This window comes from Ardenticatenales bacterium (assembly GCA_020634515.1).
GTDB lineage: Bacteria > Chloroflexota > Anaerolineae > Promineifilales > Promineifilaceae > JAGVTM01.
This window is the reverse complement of record JACKBL010000004.1, coordinates 501,797-520,311: the sequence shown is the minus strand read 5'-3', so window position 1 is coordinate 520,311 and position 18,515 is coordinate 501,797. Positions and strand designations below refer to the sequence as shown.

The window sequence follows — 18,515 nt, the reverse complement described above, 5'->3', positions numbered from 1 at the left end:
GGTTTCAATAAGCACCGCGCCCCTTGAAGACGCTGCCGACCGTTTGCCACAAAATACGCAAATCCAACCAGAGAGATTGGTTTTCGATGTATTCGATGTCCAACATCACGCGCTCATCAAATTCAAGCTCGCTGCGCCCGGAAACCTGCCAGAGTCCCGTCAAGCCGGGCACAACGGCCAGTCGCTGCCGCTGCCACGGCTCATACGTTTCCGCCTTGAAAGAGGTAGGACGAGGACCGACGAGGCTCATATCGCCCTTGATGACGTTGATGATCTGCGGTAGTTCGTCCAGGCTGCTGCGACGCAGAAACTTTCCCACGCGCGTGACGCGCGGATCGTTGGCGATCTTGAAGTCGGGCGGCTGTAGTTCGTTCAGGTGCATCAACTGCTGCTTCATTTCTTCGGCATTGCGCACCATGGTACGGAATTTGAACATGCTGAAGCGGCGGCCATGTTGCCCGGTGCGGGTTTGTTGGAAGAATGGCGGGCCGCCATCTTCCAGCCAGATGAAATAAGCAATGATGATGGTGAGAATAAGCGCAAAGGGAAAGAGGAGAAAACAGGCGATTAGGTCAAACATTCTTTTGGCGCGGAGATAGCCGCGCTTGCCGGCAGGCGTGGGTCGGATTTCGACGGCGGGCTGCGTCCACGCAGACGTGGGGGGTGCGAGCAAAATCGGAGGAAATATCTCGCCCCATTGTTGTGTAGTTGCCGGCAGGGTGTCGGCAAAGGTAACGTATTCGTCCGATGACAACATAAGGTTCTCCTTGTACTACAATGACGAAGTAACCTGATGCAGAAAGATGCGCCGCACGCGGCGCGCGGGCGCAACAAAAGTGGGAAGAATGATGGAGTACTGCGCCTGGCTAAGATAACTGTAGCAAATGAAGAGCAGGGGGAATAGAGACTTTGGTCCTTCTTACGCTACTTCTTACAGGGAAACAGGCTTCTGACGATTGGACCAATCTGCCCAGGACTGACGATGAAATAAAGTACGGAATGGCGTCGTCAGTTTGAAGGAACGGTAAGGAAACAACTTCGCTGTCTTGTTTGATTTCCGTTCCTTAGCGGTTACCAAGTATCTATACAGAGACGGCTATGAGGATGAAAATACATGATTGGGGGCATCAGGGGGGGAAACTGGTCCCATTTTCCCCAAACCCCCTCCCCGTTATGGGGAGGGGGTTGGTGCGGGAGGAGGGGAAAAAAGAAGTGATGCCAAAGAAGGGGAATGCCGGCATGGTTTGACCCATGCCGGCATTTTAGGGGATTACCTGGGCGGACGTGGGCCGGGCGCTCCCACGCCGCCTATCAGGGAGATGGTGAGAGGCAAAGGGGAAGAGCCGTCACCATCGCTGGCAAAGACAATGAACATAGAGGCAAACGATCCTGATGCGGCCACGGACATACCGACTTCTTCCGTCGGCGGTGGCGCATGAGTCGGGCTGAGTGTTGGCGTCGGTCGCGGCGTGGGGATCGGGAAGGGCGTTTCGGATGCCGCGGGCACGCGCGTCCCCTCAGGCGGGCTTGTCGGCTGCAGCGTAGGCGGCGACAAGGTGACTGTAAGGACGGGAACAGGGCCACGGGTCGCCGTTGACGGGGGAGACTGCGTGTCGGTAGGCGACGGTGGCGGGGGCTGTGTCTCGGTAGGCGGAGGCGGGGGGCTGGGCGGCGCCTGCGTGGTGGGCGGCGGTGACGTGGCCGTGTCGCTGGGCGCGGGCGATGGTGTCCGCGTCGGTGGAATCCGCGTGGGCGTCGCCGAGGGCGCGTCAGTCGGCGTGGCGCTGGCGGTCACGACCGGCAGGGCCGTGGCTGTCGCCAGGCGGATAGCCGCGCGCGTCGGCGTGGGCGGAACGGGCGATAGCCGCAAAGGCGGCTGGCCCGGGGCAACGAGGACTGTCTGGTTCGCCGCGGCTACCATCTCCTCATTCTGCGCGCGCACGGTCACTTGCCCGGTCACCATATGCAGGGTTGTGGCCCCATCAGGGGCGACTTGCAGGTCGAACACCGTACCATGCACGAAGATGGCGGCGCCGGGGGTGTTGATTTCGAAGCGGGATTGGGCGGTGGGCGCTGTTTCCACCTCGTAACGTACGGAGCCGAGCGACTGCCGTAGCAAGACGATGCGCCCCCCGTCGTCACCGGCGACGATGGCGTCAACGTTAATGGTTGTGTTGGCTCCCAGGTGGAGGATGCTGCCATCAAAGAAGGGAAGACGGGCGCCGGAATCAGGACCGGTGCGTATTTCGCTGCCGGCGGAAAGGACAACTGTGCCGGTAGCCGTCCGCCAGGCCGTCTCGTTTTCGCGGCGAATTTCGACCAGCCCCTGTTGGGCGGTGATGGTGGCGAGCTTTCTGGCGGGGGGGCGTAGCAGCCAGTAACCGCTCAGCAACAGCAAGAGAACGACGAAGGCGGCGGCGAGGCGTATTGGTGGGCGGCGCAGCCATGCGGCCCATAAGGCGAACGGGGACGGCGCCGGGCGGAAGCTGCGCACAATCTGGCGCGTGAGCGCGGAGGGGGCATCTTCCCAATCATCGCTGCCGATGAGGACGATGATTTGCCGCAGCCAGGCCACATCCGCCTGACAGGCCGGGCAGCCGGCCAGGTGCGCGGCGGCACGCGCCGCGTCATCGGGCGTCAGGCGACATTCGGCGTAGTCGGCCAGGGTTTCAATAGGGAGGTGTTCTGCCTCGGAAAAGGTCATCATGCGTTACTCTGCACAAACAGAGGGTGCGGGGCGCAAGAAAATACATAATCACCTTCCCGGAAGCTGGTTTGAGCCTGGTTTGAGCCTGGCGGTGAGCTTCCGGGAAGATTTGCGCGCAAGAAAATACATAATCACCTTCCCGGAAGCTGGTTTGAGCCTGATTTGAGCCTGGCGGTGAGCTTCCGGGAAGATTTGCGCGCAAGAAGATACATAATCATCTTCCCGGAAGCTGGTTTGAGCCTGGCGGTGAGCTTCCGGGAAGATTTGCTGAAGTGGTGTGGTTAGTCCAGCATCAATTGGCGTAGTTTTTGCAGACAGCGGGCACGTTTGGGGCCAATGGAACCAATCGGGATGTTGAGGGTGGTGGCAATGTCGGTGTAGGCGGGTTTTTGGGGGTCGTAGTAGAGGAGCTGAAGCAGATGCCGGCAAAACTTCCCCAACTGTTCCAGGGCATTACGCATGGCCTGGTGTTGTTCGTACCGGTTGACGATTTCCTCCGTGGACATCAACTCCACCCAGCTTTCGGCGGCAATTTCCGTGGGGTCCACGCTGACAGTGTGTGTGTAGTCGGCGCGGCGGCGGCGCTCCCAACATTCGCGGCGGGCGGTGGTCACCAGCCAGGCGGCCACGCGATCGGGGCGGTTGAGGTGGGGAAGATGCTTGAGCAGATTCATCCAGACCGTCTGGTAGACATCATCAATTTCCGTCCGCGTGAGGCCATACCGGGCGGGGATGGTGTAGACCAGGCGAGAATAACGCTGCACCAGGGTGTGCCAGGCGTCATTCTCGCCAGCCTGGCAGGCGGCAATCAGTTTTTCGTCTGGCAGATACTCAAGAGAGGCCATCTGTAATGATTAACTACACGACTTCAAGGGCAGTGAGTGGCAAAATGACTTCCGGGAAGATGATGGGTGTGTTGGAAAAATGCCGGCAGGCGTCACGCCGGTTTCGTCATGTCGTCAGCGCCTGCCGCACGGCTGTCAATACGTGGTCCGCGTCTTCGCGGATACGATAATCATCGGTCTGCTCAAACCATTTGACGCGCCCATCGGCCCCGATGAGCAGGGTGGTGGGAATCATCAGGGTGCGGCGTAATTTACGCTTGGGGTAGTCGGTCATGGCGTTTTCGTGCATCAGGTTGTAGGTTTGCGCGACCCGTAATTCCTCGTCGCTGAGCACGATGATGTCTTGCAGGCCATCGCGCTGCCGCATCATGGCGACTTCCGCGGGGGTGTCCGGGCTGATGGTGACGATTTGCAAACCCAGGGCGGCAAACTCCGGTTGAAAAGCAATCCAGCGCTGCAACTCAGCGCGACAGTATTGTCACCAGTGACCACGAAAGAATTTGACGAGGACGGGGCGTCCGCGCAGGGAGGAGAGGGTGAAGGCGTTTCCGTCGCCATCCAGGGCGGTGAAGTCGGGGACAGGCTCGCCGATACGCACGGCGAATGATTTGGGTGGGATGTGGCTGGAGAGGGAGGTGTAGATAAAGCGAATGCCGGCAAGCAGCGCTACCGCCGCCAGCAGAAAACCGATGACATCTAAAGGGCGGGTGAAGGTAAAAATCGCCACCGCGACGCCCAACGCCGCCAGTAGTTGGTGGGTGATAGGCTTGCGGGGGACTTGTATGTTTTTGATCTTGCGACGATACCAGGCGCGATTGGCGCGGACAATGATCATGGCAAGCAGCCCGAGCAACAAGGTGATGGGATTAAAGATCATCCATGCCCCTCCTGGGGAAAAGTTGGCGGTTGGTGGTTGGCCGTTGGTCGTATCAGAAGCGTCACGTTGAATGAGAGACTACGCTGGTAATGTCTATTCTATCTCCGCCATCAGTTCATTACGGGCCACGCTCTGGCCGACTTCTACGTGTAAGGAGACGACGGTTCCTGACGCCGGCGAACGAATCTCATTTTCCATCTTCATCGCTTCCAGCGTGAACAGCGGCTGGCCGACTTCGACCATATCCCCCGGCGACACCAACACACGCGCAATCAGGCCGGGAATGGGGGCCTTGACGCGCCCGTCACTGCTGGGGGGACGGGTAAAGCTGGCTTCCATGTCGCGGACTTGCACGCGGTGGAGGCCGCTGAAGGCGCGCAGCCCGCGCGTTTCCGCGTTGTAGACGAGTTCGTAGGGGCGGCCATCAATGATCAGCCACTCCAGGTCGGGGGCGGTGTGGTCTGAGCCGGGCATGACGACGTTGACGGTTTCGCCGTTGATGGTGACGGGGAAACTGCCGCCATTACGGGGCGCCCCCTTGACCTCGACTTCAAAAGTGTGTCCGGCAATGGTTACGGCTAATCTGCTCATGGGGTATCCTTGTACATGGGGATGGTTTATCCGGTGGCGGTTGGGAGGAACACCTAGCCCGGCAGTCGCCGACTATCGTGGTGCCAGGCGGAGCGTGTTTTTGGCGGCTGCTGGGGGGTGAGGAGGTTGGTGCGGCGGAGGTGGAGCAGGGCGGCAGCAACGGCGAGGTCGCGGTAATGTTCGCGGGGGAGGGGGTTTTCGTGGAAGGGGTGGGTGAGAAATTCCGTGTTGTATTGGCCGGCATCAAAATCGGCTGACCGCAGGAGGCGCTGCAGGTAGGGGATGTTGGTAGGCGGGCCAACCAGAATAAATTCTTCGAGGGCGCGGCGCATCCGGGCAAGGCTTTGCCGGCGGTCTTCGCCCCATACGGCCAGCTTGGCGATGAGTGGATCGTAGGTGGCGGGGATTTCGCAGCCACTATAAAGGTAGGTGTCGGTGCGGACGCCGGGTCCGTCAGGGGCGCGGAATTGGAGAACGGGGCCAGGGCTGGGGAGGAAGTTGTTCCACGGGTCTTCGGCGCTGATGCGGCAGGCAATGGCCCAACCGGATTGGGTGATCTGTGATTGGGTGAGTTGCAGGGGCTGCGCGGCGGCGAGGCGTATTTGCTCGCGCACGAGGTCTACGCCGGTGATCATTTCGGTGAGGATGTGTTCGCGCTGGAGGCGGGGTTTGATTTCGGCGAAGTATTGTTTGCCGTCGCCGTCGATGAGGAATTCGATTGTGCCGGCATTTTTCAACCCAAACAGACGCGCCAGGGCCAACGCCGTCTCCCAGAGTTGTTCCCGCTGCGTCGGCGAGAGGCAGGGCGCGGGCGCTTCTTCCACCACCTTCTGGTTGCTGTAGATGAGCGAACCTTCGCGCTCACCCAGGTGAACCAGGTTCCCGTCGTTGTCCCCCAAAATCTGCACGCCCACCTGGTGCGCGGCCATCACCGCTTTTTCCAGATACATGCGCTCATGGCCATAGTGGGTTTGCGCTTCGGCGCGGGCGCGGCGCACGGTTTGCGCCAGATTGTCCGGGCGGCGCACGAGGCGGGAGCCACGTCCGCGTCCGCCGCGGCAGGATTTGACAACCAGGGGGTATCCGATGCGCCCCGCTTCCGCTTGCAGCGCGTCGAATTCGTCGGGGCCAAAGGAGACGGAGGAGTAGGTAATGGTCTGGAAACCGGCGGCGCGCGCCTGGTCCAGGGTGTCGATCTTGTTGCGGAGGAGGGCAATCAGTTCCGGGGGGGGGCCGATATAGGTGATGCCGGCATCTGCGCAAGCACGGGCCACGTCCGGTTTTTCCGCCAGAAAACCATATCCGGGATGGACCGCATCGACGCCCATGTCCCGGGCAATCGCCAGAATCGCCGCCTCATCCGCAAACCCCCGCGGCGAGTCCAGGCGCACGCACTCGTCCGCCAGACGGACGTGCAGCGATCCCACGTCGGCGGCTTCGTACACAGCCACCGTTTTGATACCCATTTCACGGCAGGTGCGCACGACGCGCACGCCAATCTCACCCCGATTTACAATGAGGATTTTCTTGAACATTCGCCTGTCCTTTGTGTCCATCCAAAAACAACCTGTCGTTTTGCAGGTTAGCAGGCCAGTTCAAGCGTATCCAACGATTCCGCGACTGATTTTTGGATGCGCCCTTTGCGATGTACCTGTTAACGCTGCGAATTTTGTCGTCTGGCGGTGGGGTTGCGGGGAACGGAAGCAGGATGGTTGATAGAGATGTGGCACCGACCGCCCCGTTTACTGGCGTCTGATTGGTGGAGCGAACTGGTGAGGGAAAATGCCGGCACGTCCTGAGCGACCACTGCGTACCCATGACCAAAACGAAGTCCAGCCCGTCGCCTGGTCTCAGGCAACAGGGTTAGAAATAGCGTGGCAGCGCCCCCCATTTGCCGCGCGTTCCGGCATGATGGTTTGTGCGGGACCGCTGCTGGATGTCAGCGAACTACTTATATGACGACCCCAGACCATCACATCCCCGCCGCGAAAAAGATCAAGCGCACGCGCAGGCTGTTGCCATGCGCTCACGTGAACTTGAGAGCCAGCCATCACAATCTATCCGGCGAACGCCGCTGGTGGTGACTGGGAAGAATGCAAACTTGTTTTGAAGTCACGAAATTATACCAGATGAGTAGTGCCCGACAAATGCCGGCAGTACTTCTTCGGCACAGTAGCTTATGATAAGAACAATTAACAAAAGCTATTCGTCTAAAAACTGCCATAGTTAGCTTTTTGTCTACTGATAGGCATCTGATATAATCTCCCACAATCTTCCTGCCTCAACCAGATATTCCGTATTCCTGCCAACTACCGTACCTTCGTCGGAGTTTGCTTATGGCTTCCTCTTCCTCTTTGTCTCCCCTTGACATGCTTGATATGCCCGACGCCGAGCAATACATTTTGCGCTGCCTCAATCGACGTCCAGGGCTAACGGCCGCGGAAATCGCCCTGGCGACAAAACTACCAATAAATGAGGTTGAGTCTACTTTAACCCGCATGGTAAATCGGGCGCAGTTGGTAGAGCAGCTACAGGATGAAAAACGCACCTTCTCCGTGCGTTTTAGCAGATTGCAGGGGCGACTACGCGGGATGCCCTCCAGCATCATGTCCATCCTGGAAGAAAAACCGGATACGTTTCTGGCCGAAGTGCCTCTGACCTCCTCCCTCAGCCCAGACGAACGCGAAAATCTACTGGCAAGGAGCACCACCCGCCGCCTGATTCCCAACGAAGTCTTTATGTGGCAGGGCGATCGGTTCTCCTATGTCGGCTTGCCGCGCATGGGGTTGTTGAAGAAGTCCCGCCTGCAAAAGGGCAAGCACAGCCGCGTTGTCGATTATGTGCGCCGGGCGGAATGGTTCGGCCTGGGGGAAATGTTGAGTGGGCAGCCATCGCTGGACACCCTGACGGCGGTGACGGATACGGAACTGCTGCTCTGGCCGGCGGATGAGTTTGTCGCTTTTTTGAACAACAGTGCACGCCTGAGCCAATCCGTGAACCGCCTTCTCAGCGACCAGCTTTATCAATGCCAGAGCCAGCGTGTCCACGGAACCGGGCGTTTATGGGTCATCGAAGGTACGGACAGGCAAGTGGGCGCGACCACGCTGGCGGTCAATCTGGCCTTGTTGGGAGGGCAGAATGGCGGTGGCGGGAATGGTCATCGGTCGCGTGTTGTTTTGTGGAATGCCGGCAGCAGTGGTCAAGACATCCTCCGAATGCTGGGCATGGACGCGCACGCCCTCTCCACGGCGCTCCCCGACCAAAACACCGTTCTGGAACATCCCAGCGGCATCCACGTCCTCATCAAAACCGCCAAGGCAACCTACCCCCCTCAAGTGCAATTAGACATTTTCCTCACGGACTTGCTCGGCCGGTATGATTACGTCATCTGCGATACCGGCAGTAGCAATGACGAAGAAATTCTCCTGCGTCTGCGTGGCCACGCAGAAAGACTCATCACCGTCACGCGCCAGGAAACCCACGTAGACGACGTCAAAGCACGTTGGAACACCATCCAACCCTACTCTCGGCCAACGCAGAAACGCATCCTGGCTCTCAACCAATTCTCGCCGAACGGGCACAGCCCCGATCCCGCCTTCCAATTGGTACTCCCCTACGACCCTGAAAGCGCCAATCTGGCCCATCAAATAGGCCAACCCGTCGTGGAAGCCGCCATCGACGGTCCGCTGGCGCGCTCATTTGTTGAAACCTACCGCCGCCTCTCGCTGGACCATAGCATTGGCATATTCGTGCCCTCCACGATGGACGTTAACCAATCCATCAGCAACGAATCACAGGTGCAGGCAACATTGAGCTTCTTAGGCACGCTTTTCGGCGGGGCCACCCGCAGCGAAGCAGAGGGTGTGTGGCAAAGCGAAGAGCAGGAACTGGTCATCGAACAAGTCACTATCGTCAAAACCTTTGTTTCCCAAAAAGCGCTGGAAAAACATCTGGACGAAGTCATCAAATTTGCGACCAGACTGAAAGCGGAAATGAAACAAGAAGCCGTCGCTATTGACGTAGACAATCAGCTTATCCTGGTTTAGTCGTCACGGAAGGGCAGCGCTCGTTGCTCGGACCAAACCCACGCGATCTTCCAGGCCCCCACGCATACAGGAGGAAGGAATCATGACAGTCTGGGCAAGAGGATCATTTGCCAGGGCCATCTTGTTGGCTCTCTTGTTTGTCTCGATCATCCCAATCATTTTCATCTCCGTGATTTTCATTAACCAGAGTACGATGGCGTTGACGAACCAGATGGAGACCAATCTCTACATGCTGGCGCAGTCTAAAGCCGAAGAGATCAACCTGCGTCTTCAGGAGGTTTGGAACGCGACCGCGATTGCCGCCCGCGAATCCGCCTATGACATGGAACGAGAGATAACGCCGGAGGAAATGTCTCAAAAACTGGCGCGTTACCAGACCGACTCGCGCAACATTTTCGGGCTGGACATGTACTACAACAGCGTTGGCGGCGAGACCACTCTTGGCAATGGCCTCTCAAATGTTTATTGGAACAATGACACCGCACCGACAACAAAGGTCTTGCAGGACATCGCCTTGACGGAGGACATGGACGCCACTTTTGCCAGCATCAAGGCGATCAGCCCCCAAACGCAGTGGATTTACATGACTACCCCGGAAGGCATGATGCGACTGTACCCGTGGGCCAGTAACGATCACTACCCTGACGGTTGGGACCCCAGAGAGGTAATCTTCTATACGGTTGCGGAGCCGACCAACAACCCCAATCTGGAAACGCGCTGGACGCCTCCATACGTTGATTTTGCCGGCGCGGGTTGGATGGTGACGGTGTCCACGCCCATTATCAGCAGCGATGGCGAGTTCGAGGGGATCATGTCCCATGACGTGACGATTCAGGCGCTCAAAGACATTGCCCTGGATATTAACGTGCTGGATGGCGCGGGCTATGGGTTTATCATTGACAGCGAGGGGGGCGTTATTGCCCACCCGGCTTATGAGGGTGTAGACGCCAGCAAAGGGACACAAGAAACGGTTAATCTGGCGACAGTGGGTTTGCCGGCATTTCAAGAACTGATTCAAAACATGATAGATAGGGAGTCCGGCCAGGGGTACTTCCTCGACGAAACAGGCACGCAGCAACTCCTGGTGTATGCGCCCATCCCCTCAATTGGATGGAGCCTGGGCATCTCCGTACCCAAGTCGGCGGTTGTCGCGCCGGCCACGGCCATGCGCACCCGCGCCCTGATCGTCGCCGTCGTACTTGTAGCGGCGGCGGCGGCGGTGGCCGTCTTCCTCGCCCGCCGTCTACACCAACCCTTGTCCAGGCTGATGCAAGGGGTTTACGCCATTGCCGAAGAACGCCGGCCAGAAGAAATCAAGGTCGAATCTTTCGACGAGTTGATGGAGCTGGCAAATGCCTTTAACGACATGGCCGACAGGGTTTGGGAACGGGAGAGCCGATTGAAGAAAACGGTCGCCGATTTGCGCATCGAAATTGATGCGCAGCGCAGCCATAAAGAAGTTCAGGAAATTACGGAAACCGAGTATTTCAGGCAGCTTGAGTTGAACGCGGAACGGATGCGCAACTACGTGCGCCGCTCCAGAGGAAAGCCTTCTTCGCCCACATTGGGAGAAGCTCCGGCTGTCTGACGCCTTGTATCATAAGGAACGGAAAATAAATAAGACAACAAAGTTGTTTCCTTACCGTTCCTGCAAACTGACGATGCAATTCCGTACTTTATTTCATCGTCAGTCCTAAACATCTGAGTAACTGCTAAGCCAGATTGGACCAACTTTCTCTGGTGAAAATGGCCATTGGGCGCGTGAAATTGGTCCAATCTCCAGACATCTGATTGGAGGACACACTTGTGACGCTCATTATTTCTTTGCACTCATTTCGCGGGGGAACCGGTAAGTCAAATGTAACGGCCAACACCGCCACCATGCTCGTTCAGCAGGGCTATCGCGTGGGCGTCTTTGACACCGACATTCAATCGCCGGGCATCCACGTTATCTTCAACCTGCCTGAAGATAAAGTAAAGTTCACTTTGAATGATTATTTGTGGGGGCATTGCGCTATTGAAGATGCGGCTTACACGGTAGACCTTCCGGGCGCGACGGGAAATGGGCAGCTCTACCTGGTTCCATCCAGCATCAAGGCCAATGACATCGCCCGGGTTCTACGTGATCGCTACGACGCCAATGCGCTCAACGATGGTTTCCGTGACTTGATTGCCGCACTCAACCTGGATTACCTGCTGATTGATACGCATCCGGGTTTGAACGAAGAAACCCTGCTCTCTATTGCCATTTCGGACATTCTGGTTGTGGTGCTGCGCCCGGATCAGCAGGACTTTCAGGGAACGCACGTGACCGTGGACGTAGCCCGCCGCCTGAAGGTGCCGGATATTTTCCTGGTCGTGAACAAAGTGCCGCCGGACTACGACTTCGAAGACGTGAAGCGGAAGGTTGAGCACGCATACAACGCGCCGGTCGCCACGCTTTTGCCACTCTCTCTGGATGTGGCGCATGTCGCCAGTTCGCAAGTTTTTTGCCTGCAAGACCCGCAACACGCTTTCAGTCGGGGTGTTCGGGAATTGGTCGGTTGTCTTGTACAAGCATAAAAAAAGGGGAGTACCATGTATGCTCATGGCTGGTATCTAGTCGCTTTTGAGAAGGATCTGACAAAGGAAATTACGTCGGCAACCATTGGAAAAACGCGGTTGATTTTGGTGAGGAAGGCTGACGGTATTACCGCCTACAGCGCCGATTGTCCCCATCGAGGGGCGCATCTGGCGCACGGTGGACGCCTGGATGGCAATGCCATTATTTGTCCCTTCCATTCGTACCGGGTGGGTTTGAACAAGAGTTCCCGGCACGGGTTTGGGGTGCAGCAATATGAGACATTGGTTGTGGGGGGATTGGTGTTTGTGCGCCTGTCTGATGCGTTTGAAAATGGATTGACGGATTTTATGACGCAGTTGGCGGAGAATCATGTGATTATTCCGGGCTTCGAGACACAGGTAAAAACACCGCCCGCCATGGTCATTGAGAATGGGTTCGATAATCGCCATTTTCCCGCGGTGCACGGCGTGCGCAACGACCCGCAGTTTACGGTGCGCTCCGGGGAGACGGGTACATTGATTGTCGAGAGCGAGTTCGAGATACCTACGTCGATGTGGGTGGGAAATCGCCAGCAAGAAAAGACGATAAAGGTTCCCTACCGGGCAACGACCTTCAGCCCGGGTTTGATTACGGTTCAGTTGAGCGGCGACGCGAACTATGCGGTCATAACCGGGGCCACGGCAACGCCGGAAGGGGATGCCGTGGTTCGTTTGTCACTGGCGTTGCCCGTGGCCGTGCATGGGAAGGAGCCAGACCCGCGTTTTTACCAGTACATTTTGACCTACAGTCGTCAGGGTATAGAAGATGATCGGGTGATGTGGGAAAATCTGGCTGTGCCGTTCACGTCTAAATTCACGGCTCAGGATGCGGCTGTTCTGGCTTTTCATGAATTCTGCCGGCATTATCAGGCAGGAGTCGAGGCGTGAGTGAGCCAGAACTGATCGAATTTGGACAGGGCCTTGCGGCTCGTGTCGCGCCCGGACCGGGCGAAAAAGTACTGTGGATCCATGGGTACACCATTGACTCCACCGTTTGGGGCGATTTGTGGCGGCAATTGCCGGCATGGTATCACATCGGAATGGACCTGCCCGGACACGGCGCATCCGTTCCCCTGTCTAACTTTCCTTCCCTGGCGATGCTGGGGCAGACGATAGGGCGGCTGGCACTAGAACACGGTGTGCGCCACATCATTGCCCTCTCGTTTGGCACCTTGATTGCCCTCCAGGTTGCTATTGAATTCCCCGACGCCTTTGCATCCCTGATTTTGGGCGCGCCCACCATGGGCGCGGGGCCACAAGACCCGTTTGCCCGCATACGCTACCGTGAAATGCTGGAGCTTTACTGGCAAAAGGGGCTTGGCCCACACATGACCGAATTGTGGATGCGCTTTCCCCCAGACCTCTTCAAGGGAGCCGCCCACCGTCCTGCGTTGTGGCGGCAACTGCAAACGCTGGTCAATCGCCATACATGGGCGGAATTGCGGGACCCGGTAATGCGCGGCTTTTCGGCGCACCCACAGACGCCGGCAGACTTGCGCCAGATTACGGCGGCAACACTGATCATGGTGGGGGATGAGGAAATGCCGGCATTCAAATACAGTGCGGAATTAATCCGGCGAGACATACCAACCGCCGAGGTAGTTTTCCTGCCTCAGACAGGTCATCTCTGCATGTTGGAAGAGCCGGTTCTTTCAGGCGAGAAAATTGCTTCTCACCTTCAAAAACACAAAGCCTAAACTTTGGAGTATTTTTAGGAGAATCATGCGACTCGAAAACAAAGTGATTATTGTGACAGGGGGAGCCAACGGGATCGGCCGGCGCTATTGTCAGCGCATGGTCGCCGAGGGCGCCCGAGTGCTTATCGCGGACATCGACCTGGACGCGGCAATGGAACTAGAGGCGGAACTGAACGCCGACAAAGATGAGCCTTGTGCCCGCGCGCTCCGCGTTGACGTGACTTCGGAAGAAAATACGGCCGAAATGGCCCAGGTGGCGATTGATGCTTTCGGGCGGATTGATGTGTTGGTGAATAATGCCGGCACATATCCCCACGTCGAATTCGACGACATCACCTACGACGCCTGGCGTAAAGTCATCACCATCAATCTGGACAGCATGTACCTGTGCAGCAAAGCCGTGCTGCCCCAAATGAAAAAACAAGGCGGCGGCAAAATCATCAACGTCGCCACCGACCTCGTCTGGGTCGGCCTACCGGGGATGGTTCACTACATCTCCGCCAAATCCGGCGTCATCGGCTTCACGCGCTCCCTCGCGCGCGAAATGGGCGAACACAACATCACCGTCAACGCCATGGCCCCCGGCGCCGTCATCCCGCAAATAGACAACTTGAGCAAAATCGCTCGTATCCGCATCGACTCCATCGTCGGGCATCAAGCCCTCAAACGCCCCTTGCAGGCGGAAGACCTGGTAGGTCCCATGGTCTTCCTCTGCTCCGCTGATTCCAACTTCATCAGCGGGCAGATTCTGTCTGTAGATGGCGGCCTCACCAACCACTAAACACATCACCATACCGTGCGGCGCGCTTGTTTCGCCAGTTGCGAGCGCGCCGCACGCCAGGAAAACGTGGACCACCTAGACTCCCGCTCCCGTGTCCTTTTTGCCTACGGCGCCAGCGTGACGGTCGCCAGCGAACTACTGGACTACAACGCCAACCCATATACGCATAACCACGTCTCCGCGCCCCCACGATTCCCCCTGCCCGCGGAACCTCACGTGGAAGCCTGGGAAAGATACGCAGCCGAGGCGCGACACAGCGGCCTGTGGCCGGTTCTGCAAAAGCGTTTTCCACAACTCAATTTTCCCATTCGCCAGGGCCTGAGTCAGCACGCCGAATACCAGGCGGCTACCCGACGCGGCACGCCAACAAACACACTGGTCCTGGCCAGTGGCCTGGAACTGGACGACGCCGATGGCCTCCAGTTGCGTCTACACCCCACCCTCGCCGGCGTGATCCCGGTGTTGGTGGCGGCCAATCGCCCCGATTTTGTGTCGCTGGCGCAGGCTCTCACGCGCCGCAACGAACCCGAACCGCTCCCCGCATCCATGGGAGCCTGTATTGTCAGCGGCTACAACAACTGGGACCGTATTACGGAACTGCGCCGCCGGTGGCAGGGGGAAAAATCGGCCAATCCCAGCCTGCCCGACTGGGCGGAGGAATTTCGCCAGAACATCCTCCCCTTTCCGGCACTTTATCAGGACACGTTTATTCTGCTAAGTCAAGGGCCGTACAGCAATGTGCCGGCACAACACATGGGCATGAGCGTGGAAACCTGGCGGCAAACGTCCCTCACCCTGCGCCTGGAACATGAATGCGCCCACTACTTTACCTACCGCCTGTTTGGCTCCATGCGCAACAACCTGCTTGATGAATTGATCGCCGACTATTGCGGCATCGTCGCCGCCAACGGTCACTACCGCGCCGATTGGTTCCTCCGCTTCATGGGGCTAGAATCCTTCCCCCATTATCGAGAAGGCGGAAGGCTGGAAAACTATCGTGGCGATCCCCCCCTTTCCGAAGAAGCCTTTCACATACTTGGTCATCTCGTAAAAGATGCTGCCGAGAACCTGGAACGGCTTGATCAAGACCGTGCTGCCGAGTTGCAAACATCTGAGGGAAAAGCGCGCCTGCTCCTTTCACTCGCCCGACTCACACTAGAAGAAATCGCGGCTAAAGAAAATATGTAACTGGACACCGGCGTTTTGGGCGTGGCGACTTCAGCCGGCCCACATATGGCGGTATGAGCCGGCTAAAGCCGCGACTCCGGCCACCATATGCAACCTTTGACCCCGGGCGGGGCGACGCACTCGCAAACAGCATTTTCGTCGCGCGGTACGCAGGGATAGTGCGTTGCACCTATCATCCCCAGAGGTGCGACGCCATTACAAACGGCGCAAACGGCATCCTTGTCGCCCGGCACGCTGGGGAAGTACGTCGTACCTGTCATTTGTAGGAGATGGCAAATTGGAAACCGAACACCCCCTTTTCCGCAAGAAGGCGCTCGAAAAACTTCAGTCTCCCGAACAGCTAAACCAACTTCTAACAGTCACTTCGCCAAAAGGGTGGTTGTCGCTGGCGGCGCTTGGCGTTCTGCTGCTTTCCGCCATTGTGTGGAGCATCCTGGGCACAGTTCAATCCTCCGTGTCCGGCAGCGGCGTCCTCGTAACCAGTTCCGAAGACCCCAACCACCTGGAAGCCGTTCTCTATCTCTCCCTGGAAGATGGGCGACGGATCCATCAGGAGATGATCGCCAAAATCTCTCCGGCAACGGCGCGTAAGGAACAATACGGCCTGCTCTGGGGTAGCGTGCTATCCGTCAATGCCCGGCCATCCGCCTTGAGCGATATGCAGACCACGCTCGGTAGCGATTCCTATGCACAGTCGCTGGCCTCCAGTGGCAACCTGATTGAAGTGCGCATCCACCTTCTGCAAGACCCGGAAACGGTGAGCGGCTACAAGTGGACTTCCACGATTGGTCCTCCCATTACCCTGCAAAGAGGCACGATTTGCACCGGTCTGGTGCTGATTGATCAGCGCCATCCCATCGAATTGGTTTTCTCGAATATTCGGGACTTATTTTCCGACTAGGAGGAAGCGAGATGGCAGATAAGACCAATTCCTCGCGGCGCGGTAACTTGCTGAAAAGATGGCGGCCGGAGCAGAAGCTGCCCAAACGGGTCAAGACGCCCACGATTCTGCAAATGGAGGCCGTGGAGTGCGGCGCGGCGGCGCTGGCGATCCTGATGGCCTATTATGGACGTATTGTCTCTCTGGAGGAAGCGCGGGTTGCCTGCGGCGTGTCGCGCAATGGCAGTCGCGCCAACAATATCCTGTCGGCAGCCCGCGGTTTTGGGTTCACGGCAAAAGGGTATAAACGCTCTCTGGAAAAGCTAAAAGCGACTCCTGGCCCGGTGATCATTTTCTGGAATTTTAATCATTATGTGGTGGTGGAAGGTTTTGCACGCGACAAGGTCTACCTCAACGACCCGGCCAGAGGCCCACGGGTGGTGTCGATGGAGGAGTTTGATGAGTCGTTTACGGGGATTGTTTTGGTGATCACCCCCGGCCCCAATTTTCAAAAAGGGGGCAAGAAGCCGTCGCTGCTAAGGGGGCTGAGCCAGCGCCTGGTGGGGTCTGGTTCCGCCGTTCTTTATGTGTTTATCGCCAGTTTGTGCCTGACGCTTTTGGGGTTTGTTGTGCCGGCATTTAGCCGCGTGTTTATCGACCAGGTCCTGGTACAGGGCCTCAAAAACTGGGTTATCCCCCTGCTATTGGCCATGGGTATCACCACCCTCATGCTCGCCGCATTTACCTGGCTGCAACAAAACTACCTCCTCCGCCTTGAAACCAAACTCTCCATCGCCACCTCCGCCCACTTCTTCTGGCACGTCTTGCGCCTGCCTATCGACTTCTTCAACCAGCGACGCGCCGCCGACGTCAGCGTGCGCGTCTACATCAACGACCGCATCGCCCAACTCCTCTCCGGCGAACTGGCAACCAACGCCATCAACATCGCCCTCATCGTCTTTTACCTCGTCGTCATGATCCAGTACGACGTCGTCCTCACCGGCGTCGGCATCTTCATCGCCATCCTGAATATCGCCTCCTTGCGCTACGTATCCCGTCGGCGCGTAGACGCCAGCCAGCAATTGCTCAACGAACAAGGCAAGTTCATCTCCACCGCCTTCAACGGCCTGCAAATGATCGAAACCTTAAAGGCGACCGGCAGCGAGTCCGATTTCTTTGCCCGTTGGGCCGGATACCAGGCCAAAGTCGTCAACGCCGAACAAAAGCTAGGCGTAGCCACCGAACTGCTCGCCGCCGTCCCCCCCACCCTCCTGTCCATTAACACCGCCGCCATTCTCACGGTGGGCAGCCTGCGCGTCATCAACGGGCAGTTAACCGTGGGCGAGTTAGTCGCCTTCCAGGGTTTGGTGCTGGCCTTCTTGCTGCCGGTGAACTGGATCGTCAATCTGGGCGGTCGCCTGCAACAAACGGGGGCGGACATGGCACGCATTGACGACGTGCTGCGCTATGACGTGGCCATGGAAGCGATGGAGATCGCCGAGGAAGAGAGGACGGACGCCAGTGAACAGAAGCTCAGTGGCTACCTGACGATTAAAGACATCACTTTTGGTTACAGCCGCCTCGACCCGCCCCTGATCGAGGGCTTCAATCTGACGCTCAAGCCTGGCTCCCGCGTGGCGCTGGTGGGCGGTTCCGGTAGTGGCAAGTCAACCATTGCGAAGCTAGTTGCCGGCATTTACGAACCCTGGGAAGGCGAAATCTTGTTTGACGACCAGTCGCGCGGCCAGATTCCCCGCTCCCTCCTCAAAAACTCCCTGGCCATGGTTGACCAGGACATCTACCTCCTCGAAGGCAGCATCCGCCAAAACATCGCCATGTGGGACCAAACCATCCCCGAAATCAACATCATCCAGGCCGCTAAAGACGCCTCCATCCACGAAGACATCGCCGCGCGTTCCGGTGGTTATGATGACATCGTGGCCGAAGGCGGCATAAACTTCAGCGGGGGGCAGCGCCAACGCCTGGAAATCGCCCGTGCCCTCGCCAACAACCCCACCCTCCTCATCATGGATGAAGCCACCAGCGCCCTGGACCCCGTCACCGAAAAAGCCATTGACGACAGCATCCGCCGCCGCGGCTGCACTTGCCTTATCGTCGCCCATCGCCTCAGCACCATCCGCGACTGCGAAGAAATCATCGTCATGGAAAACGGCAGAGTTGTGCAGCGCGGCACGCACGACAAAATGATCCGCGTGGACGGCCCCTATTCACGCCTGATCAAGACAGACGAATCCCTGCAATCAGCAAAACAAACGGTCTTTGACCTTCTGTAATTACAAAA

Annotated in this window: 18 protein-coding genes; 11 read left to right on the top strand and 7 right to left on the bottom strand. The window is 57.8% G+C overall.

Annotation, left to right across the window (positions count from 1 at the left end; all coding sequences use genetic code 11):
- Positions 1-4 precede the first annotated feature (4 nt).
- Together H6650_13675 and H6650_13670 are read right to left on the bottom strand one after the other, a co-directional pair.
- Positions 5-580 (bottom strand): sugar transferase, encoded by a 576-nt coding sequence (locus tag H6650_13675; GenBank protein MCB8953053.1) that lies wholly within the window; start codon positions 578-580, stop codon positions 5-7.
- Positions 581-1,270: 690 nt separating this feature from the next.
- Positions 1,271-2,707 carry a FecR domain-containing protein gene (locus H6650_13670; protein MCB8953052.1) on the bottom strand — a complete coding sequence of 479 codons (1,437 nt, stop codon included), beginning with the start codon at positions 2,705-2,707 and terminating at the stop codon, positions 1,271-1,273.
- On the opposite strand from H6650_13670, the gene H6650_13665 reads away from it, so the two are divergent.
- Positions 2,706-2,873, top strand: coding sequence for a hypothetical protein (locus H6650_13665; GenBank protein ID MCB8953051.1), 168 nt, complete (start codon positions 2,706-2,708; stop codon positions 2,871-2,873). The two genes, H6650_13670 and H6650_13665, sit on opposite strands and share 2 nt — an antisense overlap.
- Before the next feature lie 115 nt (positions 2,874-2,988).
- Here the strand turns inward: H6650_13665 and H6650_13660 are convergent, their stop codons facing one another.
- From H6650_13660 to H6650_13640, 5 genes are all read right to left on the bottom strand, one after another.
- Entirely contained in the window at positions 2,989-3,552 is a 564-nt protein-coding gene (locus tag H6650_13660; protein ID MCB8953050.1) for a sigma-70 family RNA polymerase sigma factor, read from the bottom strand.
- Positions 3,553-3,658: 106 nt separating this feature from the next.
- Positions 3,659-4,012, bottom strand: coding sequence for a redoxin domain-containing protein (locus tag H6650_13655; GenBank protein MCB8953049.1), 354 nt, complete (start codon positions 4,010-4,012; stop codon positions 3,659-3,661).
- An 18-nt stretch (positions 4,013-4,030) separates the two neighbouring features.
- Complete coding sequence (locus H6650_13650) at positions 4,031-4,429, bottom strand: redoxin domain-containing protein (protein MCB8953048.1); 399 nt, start codon at positions 4,427-4,429, stop codon at positions 4,031-4,033.
- Positions 4,430-4,522: 93 nt separating this feature from the next.
- Positions 4,523-5,020: a biotin/lipoyl-binding protein gene (locus H6650_13645; protein ID MCB8953047.1), complete on the bottom strand. Its 498-nt coding sequence runs from the start codon at positions 5,018-5,020 to the stop codon at positions 4,523-4,525.
- Between the two features lie 53 nt (positions 5,021-5,073).
- Entirely contained in the window at positions 5,074-6,555 is a 1,482-nt protein-coding gene (locus H6650_13640; GenBank protein MCB8953046.1) for an ATP-grasp domain-containing protein, read from the bottom strand.
- A 247-nt stretch (positions 6,556-6,802) separates the two neighbouring features.
- On the opposite strand from H6650_13640, the gene H6650_13635 reads away from it, so the two are divergent.
- From H6650_13635 to H6650_13590, 10 genes are all read left to right on the top strand, one after another.
- A complete protein-coding gene (locus tag H6650_13635; protein ID MCB8953045.1) occupies positions 6,803-6,979 on the top strand; it encodes a hypothetical protein in 177 nt (58 codons plus the stop codon).
- A gap of 377 nt (positions 6,980-7,356) precedes the next feature.
- Entirely contained in the window at positions 7,357-9,066 is a 1,710-nt protein-coding gene (locus H6650_13630) for a cyclic nucleotide-binding domain-containing protein (protein MCB8953044.1), read from the top strand.
- Positions 9,067-9,148: 82 nt separating this feature from the next.
- A complete protein-coding gene (locus H6650_13625; protein MCB8953043.1) occupies positions 9,149-10,654 on the top strand; it encodes a Cache 3/Cache 2 fusion domain-containing protein in 1,506 nt (501 codons plus the stop codon).
- A gap of 218 nt (positions 10,655-10,872) precedes the next feature.
- Positions 10,873-11,628 (top strand): MinD/ParA family protein, encoded by a 756-nt coding sequence (locus H6650_13620; GenBank protein MCB8953042.1) that lies wholly within the window; start codon positions 10,873-10,875, stop codon positions 11,626-11,628.
- A gap of 15 nt (positions 11,629-11,643) precedes the next feature.
- Positions 11,644-12,555, top strand: a complete 912-nt coding sequence (locus tag H6650_13615; protein ID MCB8953041.1) for a Rieske 2Fe-2S domain-containing protein — start codon at positions 11,644-11,646, stop codon at positions 12,553-12,555.
- The gene (locus H6650_13610) at positions 12,552-13,364 is read left to right on the top strand and encodes an alpha/beta hydrolase (GenBank protein MCB8953040.1); all 813 of its coding nucleotides are present in this window, start codon (positions 12,552-12,554) and stop codon (positions 13,362-13,364) included. The genes H6650_13615 and H6650_13610 overlap by 4 nt, the downstream gene beginning before the upstream one ends.
- Before the next feature lie 22 nt (positions 13,365-13,386).
- On the top strand, positions 13,387-14,145 hold the full coding sequence (locus tag H6650_13605; GenBank protein ID MCB8953039.1) for an SDR family oxidoreductase: 759 nt from the start codon (positions 13,387-13,389) through the stop codon (positions 14,143-14,145).
- 66 nt (positions 14,146-14,211) lie between these two features.
- Positions 14,212-15,333, top strand: coding sequence for a hypothetical protein (locus H6650_13600; protein ID MCB8953038.1), 1,122 nt, complete (start codon positions 14,212-14,214; stop codon positions 15,331-15,333).
- A 277-nt stretch (positions 15,334-15,610) separates the two neighbouring features.
- Positions 15,611-16,234, top strand: coding sequence for a hypothetical protein (locus H6650_13595; GenBank protein MCB8953037.1), 624 nt, complete (start codon positions 15,611-15,613; stop codon positions 16,232-16,234).
- 11 nt (positions 16,235-16,245) lie between these two features.
- Entirely contained in the window at positions 16,246-18,507 is a 2,262-nt protein-coding gene (locus tag H6650_13590) for an NHLP family bacteriocin export ABC transporter peptidase/permease/ATPase subunit (GenBank protein ID MCB8953036.1), read from the top strand.
- Positions 18,508-18,515: the final 8 nt, after the last annotated feature.